Consider the following 20,526-nt stretch of genomic DNA (forward strand, 5'->3'; position numbering starts at 1 on the left):
GCTAATGGCAATCATTCATCAACGCGAGGAGATTCAATGCACCGGAAGGCGCTCATCCAATGCTGAAGGTGGCGAAGTAATTGCAACGCTGACCGAGGCATGCGCCTTCCCACTCGCGTCACTATATGAGCATTGGCTTGATCGAAACGCCGCCCTACTACGTCTCGAGCTACCAGGGTGCCCTCCTCCAGTTCCTTTGCGGCTGCAAACCTTGGTAGCAAAGTAAGCGACAGTCCAGCCCGTGCCGAATGTTTGAGAACTTCGAGTGAGCTCGTCTGAATCCCGACTTTGGCGCGTTTGCCTGCGTCCCTAAAAGCCTCATCAACAAGCTGGCGAACACCATGCCCCGGATGCCAGAGAGCGAGGGGATACTCACTCAGTACATCCAATGTTACAGGCGATGCCGCATCGCTCAAGGGATGTTCTGGCGACATCAACAGTACCAGAGGCTGCAACGTCGAATGCCAAAAGCGCAAATGCGGATGCACCTGCTCATGATACATCAGACCAATGTGCACCTCATCATTGACGACCGCGTCGATAATCTCTCGGGTACTGCCCGTGTCAACTTCCAGACGGATTCCACGATGTGCCTCAGTAAATTCACGTAGAGGATAATCAATCAGATCACCAACAAATCCCTCCCCAACACGGAGTGAAATCAACCCTGTTTCTAGCCGCTGATAGGCATCCAGCTTATCGCTAAAATGGCGATCGAGTTCAGTACGTTGCGAACAATAGTCAAGCAGCATCTCTCCTACTGGCGTAGGCCGCACCCCATCACGCCGCCTCTCGAGCAACGTAGCATCCAATGCCGACTCCAGCAGGCCAAGCTGTCGACTGACAGCCGATGCGGCAATATCGAGCCGCGCAGCTGCACGGCGTACCGAACCAGTTTCAACTGTCAGTTGGAAATAGATAAGCCGCTGATGAGGAATTTCCACTCTCATTCACCTTATAAACGTTGAATGGAATACTAGAGCATCCCATTGATCATCAGTAAACAATGGAGTGGTGTGCTCCCCAACCCTACTCAGGCGTCGTTGTGCCACATTGGTGACGCCCTTGTGGCCGAAGACCTCAACCGGCAAGCCGTCGATATCCAGGGTGACCGACTGATTAGTACGATACGAACCCACCTCCCGCAGGCATTGCAAGCGCCAGATAGCAAGGTGTAACAAGCAGTGCCCCTGACTTGGCCGGAAAAGAATATCAAATGGCCGAAATGGCTTAGCAAACGCAACTACCATTGCTTAAGATTTAAAAACACTAATTTAACCAACTAGCTTCGCAGTTATGCCACTACCAATATAGCTGAGAAAATTTATCACCTTACAAAAGCAATGGGGTCTCCAAAGTGAAAGAAAAACACGTGTTATTCGGGGTCAGTCCTTTCAACTCAAAGTTCAATGATAAATACATCAGAAAAATGCTTGAATGGGGATTTGAAAATTACAGCTACGTAGACGTACTGCATCCTCACGAAGAGGCTAGATATCTTTTAATGGGATGCGGCAATAAAAGCAATAAGGCAAAAAAGAAATCAAGGGCAGAATTCAATCGTGTAGAAAGAATAACTAACGATTACCTTGAAAAGTCAGGACACACATTATCTTCTGGAAAGATACTAAAATTTTCAGATTTTTATGCAAAAGAATTATACAAAAGCTACGTAGAAAAAATAAGAGAATGTTATGAGAAAAATGAAGAGTTTTACGAAATATGCGCCAAGCAAACTTACAAAGTAATCAATAAAAGGAAAGATTCTACAAATAAAGATGGCAAAGTTACGCAAAGGGAAATTGATATTGCGTCGGAGTATATAATAAGAGAAATACCATTTCTTATTGCACCTTCGGCATTGCTATCTACAGATAATGATATACATATCTCATATTATTGCTCTTGGCCGGTAGCTGACTACCTCTTCGATGAGAAGCTTCCAGTTTCACCACAATCAGCGACAAAGATAGTTATAAAAGATCATGCATGTTAAGTAATACAGAGATCAAACAGGAGAAGATATCATGCTTTCTACAACAGATCACTTCCCTGGCATCCTATCGGGAGAGTACAAAAAAGTCCATATGCTTATATCAATGCACTGGACAAGAGAAAAAACATACTCTACGACGAAACTCTAAATGCATATCTAGCTATTAGCTATGATGCGATACATTATACATTGACTAACTCAAATATTTTTTCACCAAAACCGCTAGCAGAAAGAGCTGAACCAGTGATGCGAGGAAAGGTTCTTGCTCAGATGGAAGGCGATGAACATAAAATAAAGAATTCAATCATAAGACGAAATCTTACAGGCAGTATACTCAAAAATCATTATAGACCTATTATTACCAATCTGTGTGACTCGCTAGTAAATGAGCTGTACCAAAAAAAATCATTTGAATTCACTTCAAATTTTGGAAAGAAATTTTCCTTGCTAACTACATTCAATTTGATTTCGATAAGCCACGAAAGGATCGATTGGTTCTTGGAAAGACTAAGCGCAATAGCATCGTTTGCAACCGGATTTGAATTGACCGAGGAAAAAATACAAGCTGCACTATTAGCATCAGAAGAGCTTGAAGTTGCGATACTAGAATTGATTAGCGAAAGAAGGTCACACCCAGGCAATGATATCATATCCTTTATTATAAATAAAAATGATTCCCATGATCAACTAAGCGATAGCGAAATTGTCACTTTATCATTAAACATTCTATTAGCCGCATCTGAACCGGTCGATAAAGTGCTGGCTAATTGCATTTATTATTTATACCGAAACAGAAACTGTATAGACCATCTAGCAGAAGGTTCGTGTAGTTACCACAGTGTGGTGCAGGAAAGTCTAAGACTCTCCCCGCCCGTACATTTAATTCCGAGATTAATAGAAAATAATACTTGTTTTGAAGGAATAAATCTCAAAGAAGGAAACTTAATATTTTGTCTAATCCCCTCAGCTAACAGAGATGATAAGTATTTTTATGCACCGAACAACTTCGACCCCTTAAGAAAGTTTAAAAGACATATCTCTTACGGAGCAGGGATGCATACTTGCATTGGTGCTCAATTTGCCAACATGCAACTAAGCATTGCACTACAGAAGTTAACTCCTGTTGTTGAAAAATATAAGGAAGTAAAACCTCCTGAATTTGGCGGCATTTACACAAGGGGAGCAACAAAATATTTCTTGGAAAGGATATAATATGCGACACACACCATTCAAAACCGACCAAGAGAAAAAACTAGTTTTTGCAATGATGTTGTCAAGCATATTACCTCTTCTTGATAGCAGCATCGTAAATGTTATTCTCCCCAGCATTTCTAAAGATATTGGTAGATCCAACATCCACATGCAGTGGACTATTACAGCTTACATGATCTCCTGTTCAGCAGGCATACTGCTATCACCCTTTGTTAATAAAAGGTTTGGAATAAAGGTGTCATGGCTTTATTCCATGTCATTATTTCTTATAGGATCAATTCTCGTGGGCTTATCTATGAACATGACTTTACTCATTACTTCCCGATGTTTACAAGGTATCGGAGCTGGAATTTTAATGCCAGTAAGTCAATCAGCACTCGCCATACAATTTAACAGAGAAAGATTGAAATCAATGATGGCCTTAGTTGCCACGCCCGCCGTATTCGCTCCCGCATTGGGACCCGTAGTGGGGGCGATTATTACGGATAGTTTCAACTGGAGAGTGGCATTCTTTATCAACATCCCGATCATATCTATTTCACTGGCAATCGGGCATGGAGCTATACCTACCACTGAACGATTAAGAGAAAAATTCAATCTATTCGTTTTTTTATTATTCTTTATATCATTAGCTTGCATATTCATCTCAATTGAGATGCTTTTTTCGCAACCCGGTATTCAAGGTGTTTATAAACCAGTGTTACTTATCGGCTTCTCCTTGTTGTTAATATCAGTTTTTTTCAACAACATATCAAGCAACAAGGTTATCTATCTTGGTCAATTTAAAAGTAAAGAATACGCGTCTTCTATAACCATGGGGTTTCTGACTTCTTTTATATTTTTTACCTTCCTCATTTTCTTTCCATTGCAAAAATCGTATGAGCAAAATGCTTCTATTGTGTGTATTGGGGGATTACTTGCATTGCAAGGTGTCGGTGCTTGGCTTTCAAGGAGGTTTATCTATAATAAAATAAATGACTATAACGTATTCCTGATCATAGGGGGCGGCATGATAGTATCTGCTATGGGTATATGGATCATGGAAGTAGGAGGTATTTTTTTTGAAAGCCTCGGCCTGATTGTTCGCGGATCGGGGTTAGGGGTTAGGGGTTAGGGGTTAGGGGTTGCAACTATCTCTACTTTATCAGCACCTTTCGAATTCGGTGAAAAAAAATATACTCATGATACTAGCTCCATAACTCGAGTAGCGCAACAGATCGGCGGTGCATTCGGTGGGCTTTTATCAGGATACTTGATTCACCTTATTGTAACAAGTGTAATCTCTTCACATGAAGCTTATCAAATAATTTCTTACTTATCCATGTTATTTGGATTGCTATCCATCATCGCTGCTGTTTTTTTAAAAAGACAGCATCTAACCGATAGCTCTACCACATGAAAATTTATTTAAATTATTACTCCGCCAAGATATATATTATCGTATCTCTAGGTGGTAATAACTCCAGTCTGACGCCGTTCGCAGCGACTAAACTAATCTTGATGGACGCAAGGCTGCAAAAGGGCCGGATGAGGATAGTGGATCGCTTACATTCATAGCGAACGGTTCGAGAAGCGGAGAGCCATGCCGCAGCAGGTATTTAAATATATCGTGATAGACTAGAACCAGCAGCGTCATTGCAGTGCGATTGGTATGACCAGTCCGGCGGTCTTCGAAGCCCGAATGATCGCTTAGATCAGTATTTACAGCCTGTCGGTAATATCACTGGGCAAAGCATTGCTTTCCTGACGATTGGTATAACGAACAGGGCAATTTATGCCAATCGTCAGCATTGATTATAGAGCTGATTCGACGTTCAACCTGCAATCCCACTAACCACCCATAAATGGCATCGATGAGCTATATCAAGGATGAAAACAGGCTTTAGAGCGCTGCGTTCTTCATAGCTGATAAGGGCCGACATATTAGGATATAACTGCAAATTTGTTGAGATTACTACATCGAGCTTATAGACTTTTCAGCAAAACCCTTCAGGCAACTTCTTTATGACATTACCTATGATACCGCCAGAGCTTGCTTCCTCTGAAGAAGCGCCTATTATCATGTCTGTCATTAAACGATCTAATGATGTGAGGGAGACAGGCAGTCATTGTCATTCGCGCGGTCAATTGCTTGGCGCCACTCATGGGTTAATTTCAATTGATGCCGGGGAGTGTAGATGGGTGGTGCCTGCAACTCATGGAGTATGGATACCTCCCAATGTAAAACATAGCCTTCTTGGTTCACACGGCCCATTTAATGGCTGGAGTATCTACGTGGCTGAACCTGCATGCACCGACCTTCCCGATAAACAGTGTGTTCTGGAACTATCGGGATTATTGCGTGAAGCAGTTAATAGGGCGACGCTTTGGGAATATAAAGAGCTTGAACCAGCACAAATACGATTAGCGAATGTTATTATTGATGAAATTCGAACTATGCGCAATATACCTCTAGGGTTACCTCTCCCCAAAGATACTCGCTCTTTGAAAGTTGCTATGGCCTTATCCGACAATCCGGGCGATGATCGATGCTTAGAAGACTGGGCCGTTTGGGCTGGAGTGTCTTCGCGCACACTGAGGCGACTTTTCACAAAAGAGACAGGATTTAATTTTACTGAATGGCGTCAACGAGCTCGTCTTTTGAAGTCTCTGGAAATGCTCGCTGCCGGGAAGAACGTAACAACAATTGCATTAGATTTAAATTATGAAAATGTTAGTGCATTTATCGCGCTTTTTCGTCGTACCTTTGGAGCAACACCTGGGCATTACAAGAACATGATGCGAGGGGGATTGAATAATCACCTGAATCCGTGAAGTCAGCGCTGACCCTGTAGCCGCTAATGAGCGTTTTTATCTCATTTTCCTCAATCAAGGGGCCCACACTCTGCCAAGCTAGTTGGAACCGCGTCTTCACACCAGCAAAAGGCGCTATATAAGGTGTCACCATGCCAGACACAGTTAAGCATTCGCCCTGATCTTGGCAGCAAGATCCGCTAAAACGTGATCGTCTTCGCGTTTATAGTCATGAGACGAAATGTAGCCTTCATAGCTGTGGAAGTATTTTTCCACGCTTGATGCAATGGGCTTGAACGCTGAATGTTGACCCGTTCCATGCATAGGGAACAGTTTCGCATGCAAATGATCCACGCCATAGCCTTCGAATATCATTCCCGTACGCCCAACATCATCCAATGCATCATCAAGTAACAAGGCCACTCGCTTTGAAGCCAATACCAACGACGTCACGACATCGTCATCTTGGGCGAACAGATAGCTGGAAATATGACGCTTCGGGATGACCACTGAAAACCCAGGCGTATTCGGGTAAATGGAAAGAAAGGCCATGTGATCAGCGTCCTCCCATATCTTGTGACATGGAACGTTACCGGCCACGATCTCACAAAAGATACAGCTCATATTCAGTCCTTGATGACACTTTATACGCCGTTGACCAGCGACAACTGTATCGCCCCGAGGCTGGAAGACGATAATGCAGGCTAACGCAAAAGAGGCCCAGCTAGGCGCTGTTTCTGTGCCTGGACAGCCTCTGTCAAAAAGTCTTTCAAAGCGTGAATTTTAACAACGCCTCTCAGGTCTGGGTGCATCAGAAACCACAGCCCGTATTCCAGTTCGGGGATAGGGTCGCTGAGCTGAATAATATCCGGATCTTCATCCGCCAAATAGCACGGCAGGACGGCGAGCCCCATTCGCGCATGTATCGCGCTGAGTATGCTGACCAAGGTATCCACACGGTAGACACAGGCCGCTTTCAGCTCATTTTTTTCCATCCACTGGTCTAGAGCTGAATCCTGTAATCGTGGCCCTGCACCAATCCAAGGTTGGCTGGCAAGGGTCTCAATGGAGGCCCCTGGGGTTAGGCCGAGGCTGCGATGACCATAGACAGCCTGGCCAATCGTGGTCAGTCGTCGACCAATCAAGTTCTCCGGCGGAAGATTGGAGGGACGAATAGCGACGTCCGCTTCCCGGCGAGTCAGATTGAACAACTGATTAGAGATAGCAACGTCCAGCACGATGGCTGGATATTTATAACGGAACTGCGTAAACAAAGGTGCCAACAACCCCATCAGTAAGGAGTCCGTTGTGGTGGTATAGATTTCGCCACTGGGCTCCAGGTCACGACCAGCGACTTTACGCTCCGCCGCCAGGGCTGCTTCATCCATGATCCTAGCCGTATCGGCGAGTTCTTCCCCTGCCAGCGTAGGCCGATAACCGGTACGACTCCTCTCGAAGAGAGTAACACCTAGACGCTGCTCAACTTCACCCAGCCGCCGGAAAACAGTTGCATGACTGACACCCAGCGCTCGCGAGGCTCCGGAAAGGGAGCCCTCACTCGCAATGGCAAGAATAACTTCAAAGTCATTCCACGCCAGGTAACTGCGTGTTTTCTGGGTAGAGATAGAGGGCTGCCTGCTCTTTTTGACTGTTCTTTTTTGCAAAGTCTGCGCTCATATTTATAGGATAGCTTGCATAATAGAACAATACTAGCATGTCCCTGACATAGCGAGATAACCCAAACGGCCCTGATACCCAGGGCGACGTTATGGAGGTCAGGGTCATGATGGATTCAAAACAGAAGCCGTACTTTAACGGCGGAGATCCGTTAACTCGTCTTAATAAAGAAGACGAAGAAAGACAAGGTGACGACGACAAGACAGCCATCCCGCTTAGATACCAAGATGGACTGGGAGGCATCGATATTGAGAAGGTGCGGCGGGAACAGCGTCAGGCTAAACAACAGTTTATCCGGGCGATCCTAAGATACCTGTTTCGCCAGCGCTGAGAAGTGACCGTTTCTGCGTAGCCGCTATATGGGTAGTGCCTCCATACGCTCGGAATCATTCCTCACCCGATTGGTGATCACTGTTTCATGATCCTTTTCGACCTAACACGGGGCCCTTCTGCTACTGGTCAGCTTCATGGTTGATACCGTCACTGACGGGAAGATCAGGTAAGTCATGCGGGTTAACACCTTCCAAACACCCGACATTGAATCCGTATATATCGGGATTCGAGCGCGTTTGGTGGTGCGTGTAGATGCCACAGTTTGAACAGAAATAGTGCTTTGCGACCCCCGAATTGAACTGATATAGCGTTAGCTGCTCAGCGCCGCTGGTAACACGAAGACCACTCAAGGGCACATAGGCCATCACCGCACCTTTGCGCCTGCATATCGAGCAATTACACCTTTTAGGGTCGACAAGGCCGTCAGGCAGATCAAGCTCAAGTACCACCATGCCGCAGTGGCACGTTGCCCTATGCTTGGGCTGGATTTCTACACCGCCGACTTGTTCGAGCATTGCATGTTCCCTTTGAGCTGTAGCTAACATCCTGTTGACCGGCTTGTTAGGGCCATTGAATCGGGATAGCATAGCTGAATAAGCACTCGTGGAGGCACCATGACGGCGGAAACATTAGACCACCTACGCTCCCAGATTTCGACGCTCTCCGAGTCGGAACGGGCAGCGCTGGCCCGTGAGCTCATAATGAGCCTCGACGGTCCCCGTGACGATTCTGTCGAGCAAGCATGGAACGATGAAATTGTTCGCCGTGTGTCCAAGGTCAAAAAAGGAAAAGCCAAGCTGCTCAGCCGCGAAGAATTGCGTTCCAAGATGCGAGCGAGAGTGCACCAGTAACAGTGCGAACAATAAGGATGTTGGGCCATATCGGTACTAGGCCGACGATCCATACACAAGCACCTACCGAAGATATTCTGGCTTAGTGTCGGCGGAATCGGCGATACCCTTGCGCTGGTTGATCGATAAAGATTTCCAGAACTCGCTATGCGAGCTTTGACCCATTTCTTTGCCCCTTAAGTATCAATTTGGTACATAGCGGATCGAAAAATGTACCATAAAGGAACTGTACCTTTAGAGTACAAATGGCATTCAATATGAAAATGAAAGAAATCACCCAAATACGCCTAGAAAACGCACGGTTACTAGCCAAACAGGCGGGTGGAACAACTACGTTTGCCCTTAAGGTAGATCGCGAACCTACCCAGATGAGCCGCGTAATGGGCAGCAATCCAACAAAAAATATTGGAAGTAAGCTGGCACGCCATATTGAAGCGTGCTTTGGCAAACAATCAGGCTGGCTTGACTACGACCATGGCATTCGCGACACAAGTGATAGCTACGACGCTAATACAATGCCAATAGCGCAACCATTGCGCTACTACCGCTACCCTGTGGTGTCAGAAGCTCAGGCTGGATGGTTTGCTGAATGCGTCGTACCCTACCCTGCGGGCATGGAAGAGCGCCAAGAAACCACCGATTATGAAGCCAAGGGTTCAGCGTTCTGGCTGGAAGTGACTGGTGACTCCATGACCGCACCTTTAGGTATGCTTCCAAGTGTGCCAGAAGGTACGCTTGTGCTGGTGGATACCGGTATTAACCCTGCTCCAGGCAAGCTTGTGGTTGCTCTGCTTGACGAAAGCAATGAAACGACGTTCAAGAAACTGATCCTGGACGGTGGGCAGCGATACCTAAAGGCGCTTAATCCAGCTTACCCACTTATTCCAATTAACGTAAATTGCAGTATAATAGGTGTTGCTGTTGAGGCTAAAACAAAACTATAAAAAATAAAGCCACATTTTATGTATTTTCAACTTACAGAGCCTGATTGTTTAAATTATACAAAGTTCGGCATAAGAACACGCAAGCCACGATTATATTTTTAAGGGACAAGGTCTATCTTGGTGATTAGTTATGGATAAAAAAATAGAAACTCTTAGAAAAGAACTAAAAAACGGAAAACTTGAGCCATTTATAACAAACATAACATTTCCACACTTCAAAAACTTTCAAGAACGCACTTCTATAGATTTCACCTTTCCAATAACAGCTATAGTAGGTGAGAACGGGTCAAGCAAAAGCTCAATTTTACACGCACTTTATGGTGCACCAGAAAATAAAAACATTTCAGACTTTTGGTTTTCTACTGCAATAGACCCTATTGTTGAATCTGAAAAAAGGAACTGTTATTTCTATAGATATTATAATCAAGATGCTCAAAAGCAAGTAGAAATATTGCTACAAAGATCTCCATACAGAAAAGGTGGTGGCGACCCTGATTACTGGGAATCTTCAAGACCAGTAAAAGAATATGGAATGTCACCATTTCCTAAAAAGAAAAAAGGAGAAAGCAATGTTCCAGGCGGAAGTGCTACACGTTGGAATATGCTTAAAAAAAACGTTGAGCACATTGACTTCAGGTCTTCACTTCCAGCTTTCGATAAGTTTTTTTATCATTATACCTATAGCACCAAAGACATAAAAACAAAGAAAAAAGTTATAAGAAGGAGATCTAAACACCTAAAGAACGCCATTCAAAATAATTTAACACATGACACTTACTATAGCAATAAGAATAGAATTAAAGACTGTAACGAAGAACTTGACTCTCATACAGTCAGCTTGATTTCTAGCATACTAGGAAAAGAGTATTCAAATATACATTTGATCCGTCATTCTTACTACGGGCCAGATGCCTACACTGCTCAACTTCAAACAGATCATTTAAATTACACCGAGGCTTTTGCAGGCAGTGGAGAATTCAGCATTGTCAACTTAGTTTACACAATAAATAAGTCTCCAAAAAACTCATTAATTCTCCTTGACGAACCTGAGGTATCTTTACATCCAGGGGCTCAAGAGAAATTGGTTAAATATCTTTACAACATTGCTCTCGCCAATAAACATCAAATTATTATTGCAACACATTCCCCAGCTTTTATACGGTATCTACCTGATGATGCCATTAAAGTATTGGCGACAAATAAGCTAACTAATAAGACTATATTAAAATCGCAACGATCGATGCCAGAAGAGGCATTTTTTCAGCTTGGAGAGTTTTCTAAGCAATGCTTAACAATCGTAGTTGAAGACCAGCTAGCCGAAGAATTTGTTAAAAACTCACTTAAAAGATATTCTGAAGCTATTAGAAACATTGTGGAAACAAAATACTATCCAGGTGGTGTCGCGACATTGTGGAGTTACTATATACCAGTGTGCGCTTCGGATAGCAGAAATGACATAGTTTTTATACTTGATGGTGATATGCGTCCAAAATCTAAGATTCCTAGCTCCGATCAAATCCCCATTGCTGATGAGACCAAAATAGAAGACTACATTAAAATTCTGGCCAACAACAATGCTGCTAAAATTCCTATTGATGGTGGCAATACGGATCAAAAAAAAGAAGCAATGATAAAGAATGGAAAAAAGTTAATTGACTGGTCCAAAAATAACGTTTTTTATTTGCCAGGATCTTCTTGCCCAGAAGGACTGTTGTGGCATCTTTACGATCCTCAAACATGCCCAGAGAATGTAAATACTGATAATGCAAAAAAACATTTTGAATGCTATACTAGAAGAAAACTGAAAGTACTACCTGAAGATCATCTATCATCAGACGATATTTTTGCAGACCAAAAAAGGTTAATTGCCGAAATCGAGCTTGATAATGATTATATTCAGGAAATTGATAATATTATAGATTCGATCATTGCCAGGTTAAGCTCTAATGGAAGTGTTACAAAATGATAGCAATTGATTTTTTCTCCGGATGTGGTGGAACAAGTTTAGGGCTATTAAATTCTGGCATACAACCTGTACTAGGTATTGACATTGATCCAGACGCTTGTAGGTCATATAACGATAATATTACAGGTTCAGAAGCTTTATGCTCTGACATTAGAGCATTAGAGCCTATTGATATTGCAAGTTATTTAGAAACAAACGAGCCTATTCTCTTTTGTGGGTGCGCACCATGCCAGCCATTTTCTAATCAAAACAAACAATTTTCTAAAGATGATCCTAGAGCTGGCCTCCTTGGAGAGTTTGCCAGGTTTATAACTTATTGGCATCCTCAGTATGTTTTGATAGAAAACGTACCCGGCATGCAAAAAAGTGCAATAAATGGACAAGTATTTAAAAACTTTCAACTAATGTTAAAGCGTGAGGGTTACTACTCAACATTTGACTTAATACCTGCAGCTAATTTTGGTGTTCCACAAACTAGAAAACGCCTAGTATTAGTTGCAAGCAAAACCCCTGACTACAACCTTCCTCAGCCTACTCATGGAAAAAACAGACAAAGCTTTTCCGTTGTAAGAGACTGGATTTCAGATTTACCTCCTTTAAGTGCTGGCGAGAAAGATAAACATGATCCAGACCATCATGCAGCAAAACTGAGTGAGTTAAATTTAAAGCGAATATCAATTACCCCTGAAGGTCGAGGAAGAGAAACTTGGCCTGAAAGCTTGCAACTCAAGTGCCACAAGTCTTACAAAGGGCATACAGATGTTTATGGAAGACTATCCTGGGAAAAGCCAGCCTCAGGGCTGACTACGCGCTGCATTAGTTATTCAAATGGAAGGTTTGGACACCCTGTTCAAAATAGGGGCATAAGCCTTAGAGAAGCTGCATGCTTACAAACGTTTCCCAGAGACTTCCGCTTCGTCGGTAATATGGCTTCTAGAGCTAGACAAATTGGCAATGCTGTCCCCCCGTTAATGTCCCAAGCTCTAGCAAGATCAATACTAAACCACTACGAAAACTCATAGACTATAATATGTTATTTCTGCAATCTTCATCCATAAGAAAAATATAGTAATCAAAATTACCGCCCGTCGAGGCTTTTTTTTTGTACATTTATGTACCTTAAAGGGATACAGTATGCTTGTAATACCTTTCTGAAGAGACACTCACCAGGTGTAGCAACATTTGAAAAATATCCGCCTCACGGTATTTGCAAATTATCTCAAGGCCCCACTACTGAGCATCACGGTTTAAATTCCGCTCGGATGGAATGTCACTCAGATACTCGACAAACTCTACTTCAAAACCGGCCGGATCGACAAAATAGACATTCTTGCGAAACGGCTCTGGGGCGCCGGGTTTGGCAATGGCAAAACCCGCTTCGTTTAATCGAGTGACAACGGCGTCGAGGTTATCGGTCACATAGGCAAAATGGGCCAGCCCAACGCTGTGGCCTTTTAGATCACGGTTCTCCCCTTCCCCATGATCGCTTAGCGCCAGGTAGTGATCATCGTCTCCAAAGTGGATCCATTTGCGTGGCTTGCCATACCACTCGCCATGGCCCTCATCGCGGATCCGCCAGTGCGGGAAGACGGCGCGGTAAAATTTCAGCATGGCATCCATATCAGCAACCACCAGGTTAACGTGTTCCAAGTACATGAGATTCTCCTTGCGTTAAGTGAGATAGCAGGTTAAAACCTCAACTTAACTTGAGGTAAAGTGCTTTTGCGGAAAAATGGCAGAAAATATTCAGGGGTGAGTGATGGCAGAAGCTGTCTGGAGTGTCGGCAAGGTCGCCAAGCGTTGTGGGATTAACGTTAGTACCCTGCACTTTTACGAGCAGCAGGGGCTAATTCATAGCTGGCGCAATACGGGCAATCAGCGCCGCTATAAACCAGAAGTGCTAAGGCGGATTTCGGTGATCAAAGCCGCACAGAAAATCGGTGTCAGCCTGGAAGAGATAAAGCAGGCCTTTGAATCACTGCCCAACAACCGTACACCGACGGTTGAAGACTGGCAGCAGCTTTCAAAAAACTGGCAGCAGATGCTGGATGGCCGGATTGCCTACCTACAGAAGCTGCGCGATAACCTGTCGGGCTGCATCGGCTGTGGCTGCCTAAGCATGACCCGTTGCCCGCTCTATAACCCAGACGACATACTGGCCGAATCGGGTAGCGGTGCGGTGCTTCTGGATCAGGCAGAGCAACGGGCTCGGCTGGATCAATAGACCGCTCAACGTGCATAAGTCGGCCTTGTGCTGATTAATGTCAGAATCGTAAAGCCAAAGATGAGCCTCTAACGCCGCAATCAAGGGGTGAGATAGCAACACTCCGACGCTGATTGGATAATTCAAGAAACGAACGGCGGCTCTCGCGCTATACTGCACCACTTTTAATTTTCGACACCCTCACGACCATCTGTCAGAGCGCCTTATGCCATTTGCAAAACTAGGATTATCCAGTCCTCTCGTTCAAGCGATTACCGAGCTCGGTTACAAAACGCCAACGCCCATCCAGGAACAAGCCATTCCTGCCATTCTGTCGGGTAACGACTTAATCGCCACCGCACAAACAGGAACAGGCAAAACCGCTGCCTTTGTGCTGCCTCTGCTGGAACGGTTCAGTAACGCGGAAACGTTACGCGGCAAACGCATTCGTGCGCTGATCCTGGTACCGACCCGCGAGCTGGCGGTTCAAGTCGAAGCCAGTGTGGCTCAATACGCTAAGCATACGCCCTTAACCTCGATGGCCGCGTATGGCGGCGTGGATACCGCGCCGCAAAAAGAGCGCTTAATCGAAGGCGTGGATATTCTGGTCGCTACACCGGGGAGACTGCTCGATTTGGCGCATCAGCGAGCGCTGCACTTTGATGAACTCCAAGTGATGGTGTTGGACGAAGCGGACAGAATGGTCGACATGGGTTTTGTCGATGATATCCACAAAATCATCGTGCGCCTGCCTGAAAACCGTCAAAACCTGTTGTTCACGGCCACCATGACCAACGACGTTCGCGCCATCGCCCACGCTTTTTCAGACAGCAAGATGACCAACCTGGCGGCTGACATCGCCATTACGCCCAACGTCCGCGCCGCCGCAACGATCAAACAGTGGCTAATCACGGTAGACAAAGACACCAAGTCCGCCTTATTGAGCCACTTGATCAACGAGCAAGCGTGGGATCAGGCGCTTATTTTTGTCGAGAAAAAACACAGTGCGGCCAAGCTGGTTGCCCAACTGGAAAAACGCGGCATCAAAGCGGATTCCATTCATGGCGGCAGAAGCCAGGCCATGCGCGAACAGGTGTTAACTCAGTTCAAAACGGGCGAACTCAAGTACCTGGTCGCCACGGGGGTAGCCGCTCGGGGTTTGGATATTGGTGAGCTGAGCCGTGTGGTGAATTACGATTTACCTTTTCAGCCAGAAGAGTACATCCACCGTATTGGCCGAACCGGCCGTGCGGGTGCCTCAGGTGAAGCCATCTCGCTTGTAGACATCAGTGACTTTAAAAATCTTTGTGCTATTGAAAGGCGATTGAAAAATACGATTGAGCGCAAAGAAATTGCAGGCTTCCCGGTTAAAAAAACAGTGCCCGCGTCAAACTTGAACTATAGTAAAAAAAGTACTCGCTAATACTTAACAAACAAGCCCACCTCTTAAAAAAAGGTGGGCTTGTTTATTATAAGCATTTCACGAGGCGGGTAAAAACGCATCCAACAGCTCGGCATTAGTAGGATACTTCTCCAATAACGCAAGCAACTTCTGCGCACCTTCTACTGGCTTAAGCGTTGCCAACGCTCTACGCAATGCCCTTACCTTTTCAATATCTCTTTCATCAATCAAAAGCTCTTCTCGACGGGTGCTGCTTTTGGCAATATCGATCGCCGGGAAAATCCGTTGATTGGCCACGTCCCGGGATAACACCAGCTCCATATTGCCGGTGCCCTTGAACTCCTCGAAAATCATCTGATCCATACGGCTTCCCGTATCCACCAGCACGGTGGCCAGAATGGTCAGCGATCCGCCGTTTTCGATCTTTCTCGCCGCGCCAAACAGTTTTCGCGGTATTTCCATCGCGCGGGAATCCAGCCCACCCGACATGGTGCGACCGTTGCCCCGCTGCTCGGCATTATGAACGCGCGAGAGCCTGGTCAGCGAATCGATCACGATCATCACATCATGCCCCTCGCCTGCCTGCTTACGCGCCGTCTCAAGCAGCTTATCGGCCATACGCACATGGTGTGTGTAGGTTTCGTCTGACGACGAGGCATGTACCTCTGCCGACACACTGCGCTTAAAATCGGTCACTTCTTCAGGGCGCTCATCAATCAGCAAGGCATACAGCTTTATGTCAGGATGAGCCTCAGCCACGGCCTGACAGATATGTTTTAACATCGTCGTTTTGCCAGAGCCTGGCGGCGCAACAATCAGCCCACGTTGCCCCATCCCAATGGGCGTAATCAAATCCATCGCTCGCACGGTGCGCTGCTGAGAACCAGGCGCTAAAACAATGCGTGGGGAAGGATGAATAGCGACGCCATTTAAAAACCGCTTTTCGGGGTCATCAGGGAACTGATCTTCCACTTCATCGGCGGGCTGGGCGTCTACCTGCCTTTTTGTTTTCAAGCCTAGTGTTTTTCTCGTCATAATATCGATGTATCACCTTGAATAACCTGGATTTATAGAATCCTGAATTTATAAAAATAGCTGCATCATAGCCAGCCGACCGGTCGCATCGTTGCGGTACTGGGCATTGAAAACGGATAGGTCTACCTTGTGCGCAAAGGTATTGGGTTGGAGCTGATCTTGGTAGTTGATTACCATCACGGGGGTGACGTCGGTTCTAAACCAAGAGGTTGAGATACCTTAAAGCGGATTTAAAATTTCCATTTTATTTTGCCGGATCTATTACATTCATATTTACCTCCATATATACAGACAGAGCATTCACACAACGCCGCGCTCTGCGGCAAATTTGGAGCGCGGCGAATTTTTTCCGGCAGCAGCACCTTGTTATGTGAATATATTCTCGAACATCCATTTTTCAAATAGATAAAGATTACTAGGTACTAACCTAAGTTTTTCTGAGTCTGCTAGTGCCCTTTTTATAGCATAGTACGCATGATCAAAAACGTTTATTTCGAGCCACTCGTCATCACGCTTATCATAGTGCTTCAATCTATTTTGATGCCAATTCCATTCGTTGAAAGCACTATTTCTAGTACGATCACCTGCAATGTTTAAACCTGTATTTTCTCGAGCCTGTTCAATACTATCCCAGGTTTCTTCCGCAGCAGACTTTTCGCCTTTTTGTTTTAGTACACCGGAGAAAATTCCACCTGCCGCTGCGGCCAATGTGATAGATGAAAGTCTCTTCCCATTAAGAAATAAATCAATTGCGTCTTCTAGCTGAATAAGTGCTGCTTCGGCTTTTCCAATCTTTATCGGATCTTCATATCCTAATGTTGCTATAGGGGATCGTTTAGGAGCTTCTTGATGCATTTTCGAAAGATCGACCGAAATATCTAGCCATACAAAGCTTGAACTAACATCCTGAGTCAGCTCATCAGTGCTCTTTTTTCCACTACCTTCCGTAAATGTAACTCCATCGCCTTCTGGAAATGCACTAACCCAATAGCCCAACCTCCTGAGTTGATCGATGGACTCTCCTATTTCCGACTCCCTGCCAATAACATTAGCTGCGTTCCATAGTAGATTGCCTGAGTATTCATGGTGAGGGGGAAGAAGAACAGCGAGCAATTTATTCATCATTTACTATCTCTACTCACATAACGGCTGGCTCAGTCGCCAGTTTGGAGCGGCATCAGAAAACTGGTCGGCTTAAGCCCCTTGTCAACTTTTGCCTCACTTTTGTCCCGCTGCAAAATCTAAATCTTTCTGCTCAGGATTCCCCAAAAGCTCATTTAGAAGTGGACCATCCTCCAAGCCATCATACCGACCTTCGATTTTTTCTTTTAGCGAAAACAATCGAGCTTCAGCGCTTCGTACCAATTCCGAATATGTTATCGCATGAACTTCGCCAAACTGCTCGTCCTTTGACTTCCCTACTGTTTGGTATTTTCCTGTAAGGTGATCAATACTGTCACCGACTACAAATGCTTTTATATATGGTTGAGAGGAGCCGACACCGGCATGCCAAATATCCTCAACATAATATTTAGCCTGATCCATTTCTCCACGTCCAATCTCATAACCACCTTTCTTTAGCTCAATTAATAAAACTCTTTTTGTTTTTCTTATTTCACCTGAAAATTCTTCTAGACCTAATGAGCTAATAGAGGAGTTCTCACCAACCACAATATCTGGTCTCTTCGCAGAATTGATAAAATCCTCTTTCTTATATTTTCTTCCAAAAATAGAGCTCATCGTTTTTATTAGCCCTCTATTGCTTGAATACTCTGGCGTATCGAATTCAGGGCCGAATACCCATCGAGCCTTTTCGATAAGGGGGTGTAACGTATGCAGCTCGTCTACGCTGTGGTCACCACTCAGCCTATCTATCGCCTCGATTACTTTAATTCTAGAATCTATTTCAGCGAGAATGGACATTGCATCAGATACATTCCATTCTTCTAAGAATGAGTTCAGCGATTCAGAATCGTTTGGTGATATATTCGTCAGCTTATATAGTAGCGATATTCCAGCTCTAGATTTTTCAAGATTAAGAGCCGCTTTAAATGCAAGTTCAAGAAGCTCAACCTTTATATCAGGACTTCCAGCCAACATCTGATCAACAAAATTAACTAACTCTCTACGAGCCAGTCTTGGCAGCTCTTTTAATTCACTTTTATGCGAATCAAAAACCTGACGTTTAGTTGTTTCTATCTCGTTTTTTGAAAGCTCTAAGTAGCATGATTTAACAAAATCAGAAATTTCTTCTGCAATTATATTTAGGGCGGAAAAATCAGATTTAAAGCCAGACCAGTCGGCCTCTATGAAGTCAAAAAGATCCTCAGACTCCGCGATCACTGTGTATCTTTTAGCAAAAGATCTACGCCCGTCAAATACTTGCTGTCCATTTATCGACCAAGAAGGGTCGCCCAACAAACGGCCTCCCAACCAAAAAGCTACCCCATGCTGTCTAGCCGTTCGGGAGGCTGTTGATGAATCAACCAGAGTCAATTTAATATTTATGCTTCCGACAGGATTGATCTCTGTTCTTTTGACGATACCGGGGTGCTCAGATAACGTTATAAGCTTCCCGTTTACATATACCTTGAATTCTGGGTTAAACAAAAATCTTGCTGATATAGTTTCAGTTAGTTCTTCAACCGGAATTAAGTTTTTATTAGCAATTACCTTTATCTTTGTCCCATGACCTGTCTTATCTTTCTTGTGGTGCTCTTTAACTTCAATAGGTTGCCTGCCGGATGACAGCTTCAGCTCGTAAATATTGCACTCTTTATTACGCCAAGTCTCAACGGTGTACCCATCATCAAAACAGAGACCTGCATGCCGCCCGACGCCGTTTCTTCCGAAGGCGAGTCTTGTCTTTCGTAGGTTATTATCTTCAGGTATTTCTACCAACGAACCTTGATGCTTTTTTCTGTCATAGCGTAGCTTCAACCACCTTTTTTCGAATTGCGATTCGGTCAGGCCAACTCCATTGTCTTCGACTGTTATGAGGCTTCCTTTCTCCTCGGGAAAAATGATCCTTACCTCAGACGCACCTGCATCATGACCATTTGCAATTAATTCTGTGATTGCCACATCGGCCTTTGTGGCAATGGAACCAATCTCCCTGGTTAGGAATCCATCTTCATATGTGACCGAGTATTCCATAATCGTCCCTTTATACAGACTCAAGTTGTTTGCTACACTGAACTAGCTTCTTTAGGAAGTTAACACTAAAATGCAGGTGCGTCGAAGGCGCCACCTGCATTTACTCGTTAGGGCCTTTCCTTCTTGTGATACTGTGGAACTCAATAGGTGTTGTTGGCTCAAAGCTCATAGCATAACCATGACACACATCAACCCATTGATGGTTACTGTAAAATGCTAAAATTATAGATTTAACTGTTTGATAACCAATTCCGAATTCATCTCTAAGCTCATGTTCAAATTCAAACCAATTTATTTCTTCATTTTTTTCTAATTTTTCATCATATTTTTGAAAGATATCATGTGCTCTATTTAGCTGTGAATCATCCCAATTCATTGATAAAACTAGAGACTCAACAGGGTAACGCTCGTAGTCAATGCAATGAGCAAGGGTCTGCACTTGATATTGCAGCTTCTTTATTTGCTCTGCCAACTCCTGGTTATTCATGCCTTGCCCTCTAATTGATAAATTCTAGAATTTGATTGGGAAATAGCATCCTGAATCAAACTTTGCAATTCATAAACATCTTCTGGATTGGGGTTTCTATTACTCCAACCTTGTTCATAATTATTGAGCTTAATCTGTGCATTTGAAAGAACCCGCCTTATATCACTATCAGGTCCATTACTGTCAATAACACTAAGTGAAAAATCAAATTGAGATTTTATATTCAGTATTAGGTCTTTAACTTTTAATCCGCGCGGCACATTTAAACAATTGGTTGGAAGACTCCTAATATCGTCCTGAGCACGTTTCAGTTTCTCACTGCAACCAGATAAATTGATTTTTCTAATATCAAATTTTATCTGTTGAGAATAGCTTTTTGCCTCGAGTGCTTGCCAGATAGCTATTCCAGTAGCAATGATAGTAACAACTGTACCAACAAGGGTAATAATACTATCTGAACTCAAATTTACC

21 protein-coding genes are annotated in these 20,526 nt (G+C 44.2%); 11 read left to right on the forward strand and 10 right to left on the reverse strand.

The window, feature by feature from the left end:
* Positions 1-11: 11 nt before the first annotated feature.
* Positions 12-944, reverse strand: coding sequence for a LysR family transcriptional regulator (locus QC815_RS06780; RefSeq protein ID WP_309767654.1), 933 nt, complete (start codon positions 942-944; stop codon positions 12-14).
* 413 nt (positions 945-1,357) lie between these two features.
* On the opposite strand from QC815_RS06780, the gene QC815_RS06785 reads away from it, so the two are divergent.
* The 4 genes from QC815_RS06785 to QC815_RS06800 all read left to right on the forward strand — a co-directional run bounded on the left by QC815_RS06785 (position 1,358) and on the right by QC815_RS06800 (position 6,022).
* Positions 1,358-1,996, forward strand: coding sequence for a tRNA-dependent cyclodipeptide synthase (locus tag QC815_RS06785; RefSeq protein WP_309767656.1), 639 nt, complete (start codon positions 1,358-1,360; stop codon positions 1,994-1,996).
* A 270-nt stretch (positions 1,997-2,266) separates the two neighbouring features.
* Positions 2,267-3,208 carry a cytochrome P450 gene (locus QC815_RS06790; protein ID WP_309767658.1) on the forward strand — a complete coding sequence of 314 codons (942 nt, stop codon included), beginning with the start codon at positions 2,267-2,269 and terminating at the stop codon, positions 3,206-3,208.
* Between the two features lies 1 nt (position 3,209).
* Positions 3,210-4,322: an MFS transporter gene (locus QC815_RS06795; RefSeq protein WP_309767660.1), complete on the forward strand. Its 1,113-nt coding sequence runs from the start codon at positions 3,210-3,212 to the stop codon at positions 4,320-4,322.
* An 890-nt stretch (positions 4,323-5,212) separates the two neighbouring features.
* Entirely contained in the window at positions 5,213-6,022 is an 810-nt protein-coding gene (locus QC815_RS06800) for an AraC family transcriptional regulator (RefSeq protein WP_309767662.1), read from the forward strand.
* 144 nt (positions 6,023-6,166) lie between these two features.
* Here QC815_RS06800 and QC815_RS06805 read toward each other — a convergent pair whose 3' ends face one another.
* Positions 6,167-6,625, reverse strand: coding sequence for an HIT family protein (locus QC815_RS06805; protein WP_309767664.1), 459 nt, complete (start codon positions 6,623-6,625; stop codon positions 6,167-6,169).
* An 80-nt stretch (positions 6,626-6,705) separates the two neighbouring features.
* A complete protein-coding gene (locus tag QC815_RS06810) occupies positions 6,706-7,665 on the reverse strand; it encodes a LysR family transcriptional regulator (protein WP_309767666.1) in 960 nt (319 codons plus the stop codon).
* A gap of 119 nt (positions 7,666-7,784) precedes the next feature.
* On the opposite strand from QC815_RS06810, the gene QC815_RS06815 reads away from it, so the two are divergent.
* Positions 7,785-8,009, forward strand: coding sequence for a hypothetical protein (locus QC815_RS06815; protein ID WP_309767668.1), 225 nt, complete (start codon positions 7,785-7,787; stop codon positions 8,007-8,009).
* Between the two features lie 121 nt (positions 8,010-8,130).
* Here the strand turns inward: QC815_RS06815 and QC815_RS06820 are convergent, their stop codons facing one another.
* The gene (locus QC815_RS06820) at positions 8,131-8,526 is read right to left on the reverse strand and encodes a GFA family protein (protein WP_309767670.1); all 396 of its coding nucleotides are present in this window, start codon (positions 8,524-8,526) and stop codon (positions 8,131-8,133) included.
* Between the two features lie 99 nt (positions 8,527-8,625).
* Between QC815_RS06820 and QC815_RS06825 the strand changes: the two genes are divergently transcribed.
* The 4 genes from QC815_RS06825 (at position 8,626) to QC815_RS06840 (ending at position 12,794) form a co-directional block, all read left to right on the forward strand.
* Positions 8,626-8,862: an addiction module protein gene (locus QC815_RS06825; RefSeq protein ID WP_309767672.1), complete on the forward strand. Its 237-nt coding sequence runs from the start codon at positions 8,626-8,628 to the stop codon at positions 8,860-8,862.
* Positions 8,863-9,119: 257 nt separating this feature from the next.
* Positions 9,120-9,806 (forward strand): LexA family protein, encoded by a 687-nt coding sequence (locus QC815_RS06830; protein WP_309767674.1) that lies wholly within the window; start codon positions 9,120-9,122, stop codon positions 9,804-9,806.
* Between the two features lie 130 nt (positions 9,807-9,936).
* Entirely contained in the window at positions 9,937-11,772 is a 1,836-nt protein-coding gene (locus QC815_RS06835) for an ATP-dependent nuclease (RefSeq protein ID WP_309767676.1), read from the forward strand.
* Complete coding sequence (locus QC815_RS06840) at positions 11,769-12,794, forward strand: DNA cytosine methyltransferase (RefSeq protein ID WP_309767678.1); 1,026 nt, start codon at positions 11,769-11,771, stop codon at positions 12,792-12,794. Before QC815_RS06835 ends, QC815_RS06840 begins: the two co-directional genes overlap by 4 nt.
* A gap of 208 nt (positions 12,795-13,002) precedes the next feature.
* Here QC815_RS06840 and QC815_RS06845 read toward each other — a convergent pair whose 3' ends face one another.
* Positions 13,003-13,428 (reverse strand): VOC family protein, encoded by a 426-nt coding sequence (locus QC815_RS06845; protein WP_309767680.1) that lies wholly within the window; start codon positions 13,426-13,428, stop codon positions 13,003-13,005.
* Between the two features lie 103 nt (positions 13,429-13,531).
* Between QC815_RS06845 and soxR the strand changes: the two genes are divergently transcribed.
* Positions 13,532-13,996 (forward strand): redox-sensitive transcriptional activator SoxR, encoded by a 465-nt coding sequence (gene soxR / locus QC815_RS06850; protein WP_309767682.1) that lies wholly within the window; start codon positions 13,532-13,534, stop codon positions 13,994-13,996.
* 205 nt (positions 13,997-14,201) lie between these two features.
* Positions 14,202-15,398, forward strand: coding sequence for a DEAD/DEAH box helicase (locus QC815_RS06855; protein WP_309767685.1), 1,197 nt, complete (start codon positions 14,202-14,204; stop codon positions 15,396-15,398).
* A 57-nt stretch (positions 15,399-15,455) separates the two neighbouring features.
* Here the strand turns inward: QC815_RS06855 and rho are convergent, their stop codons facing one another.
* The 5 genes from rho to QC815_RS06880 form a co-directional block, all read right to left on the reverse strand.
* Entirely contained in the window at positions 15,456-16,412 is a 957-nt protein-coding gene (gene rho, locus QC815_RS06860; RefSeq protein WP_309767686.1) for a transcription termination factor Rho, read from the reverse strand.
* Positions 16,413-16,778: 366 nt separating this feature from the next.
* Entirely contained in the window at positions 16,779-17,537 is a 759-nt protein-coding gene (locus QC815_RS06865) for a hypothetical protein (RefSeq protein WP_309767688.1), read from the reverse strand.
* 93 nt (positions 17,538-17,630) lie between these two features.
* Positions 17,631-19,568 (reverse strand): ATP-binding protein, encoded by a 1,938-nt coding sequence (locus tag QC815_RS06870; protein ID WP_309767689.1) that lies wholly within the window; start codon positions 19,566-19,568, stop codon positions 17,631-17,633.
* A 100-nt stretch (positions 19,569-19,668) separates the two neighbouring features.
* The gene (locus tag QC815_RS06875; RefSeq protein WP_309767691.1) at positions 19,669-20,055 is read right to left on the reverse strand and encodes a hypothetical protein; all 387 of its coding nucleotides are present in this window, start codon (positions 20,053-20,055) and stop codon (positions 19,669-19,671) included.
* The gene (locus QC815_RS06880; RefSeq protein ID WP_309767693.1) at positions 20,052-20,519 is read right to left on the reverse strand and encodes a hypothetical protein; all 468 of its coding nucleotides are present in this window, start codon (positions 20,517-20,519) and stop codon (positions 20,052-20,054) included. The genes QC815_RS06875 and QC815_RS06880 overlap by 4 nt, the downstream gene beginning before the upstream one ends.
* Positions 20,520-20,526 lie beyond the last annotated feature (7 nt).

Source organism: Vreelandella gomseomensis (genome assembly GCF_031451645.1).
Lineage (GTDB): Bacteria > Pseudomonadota > Gammaproteobacteria > Pseudomonadales > Halomonadaceae > Vreelandella > Vreelandella gomseomensis.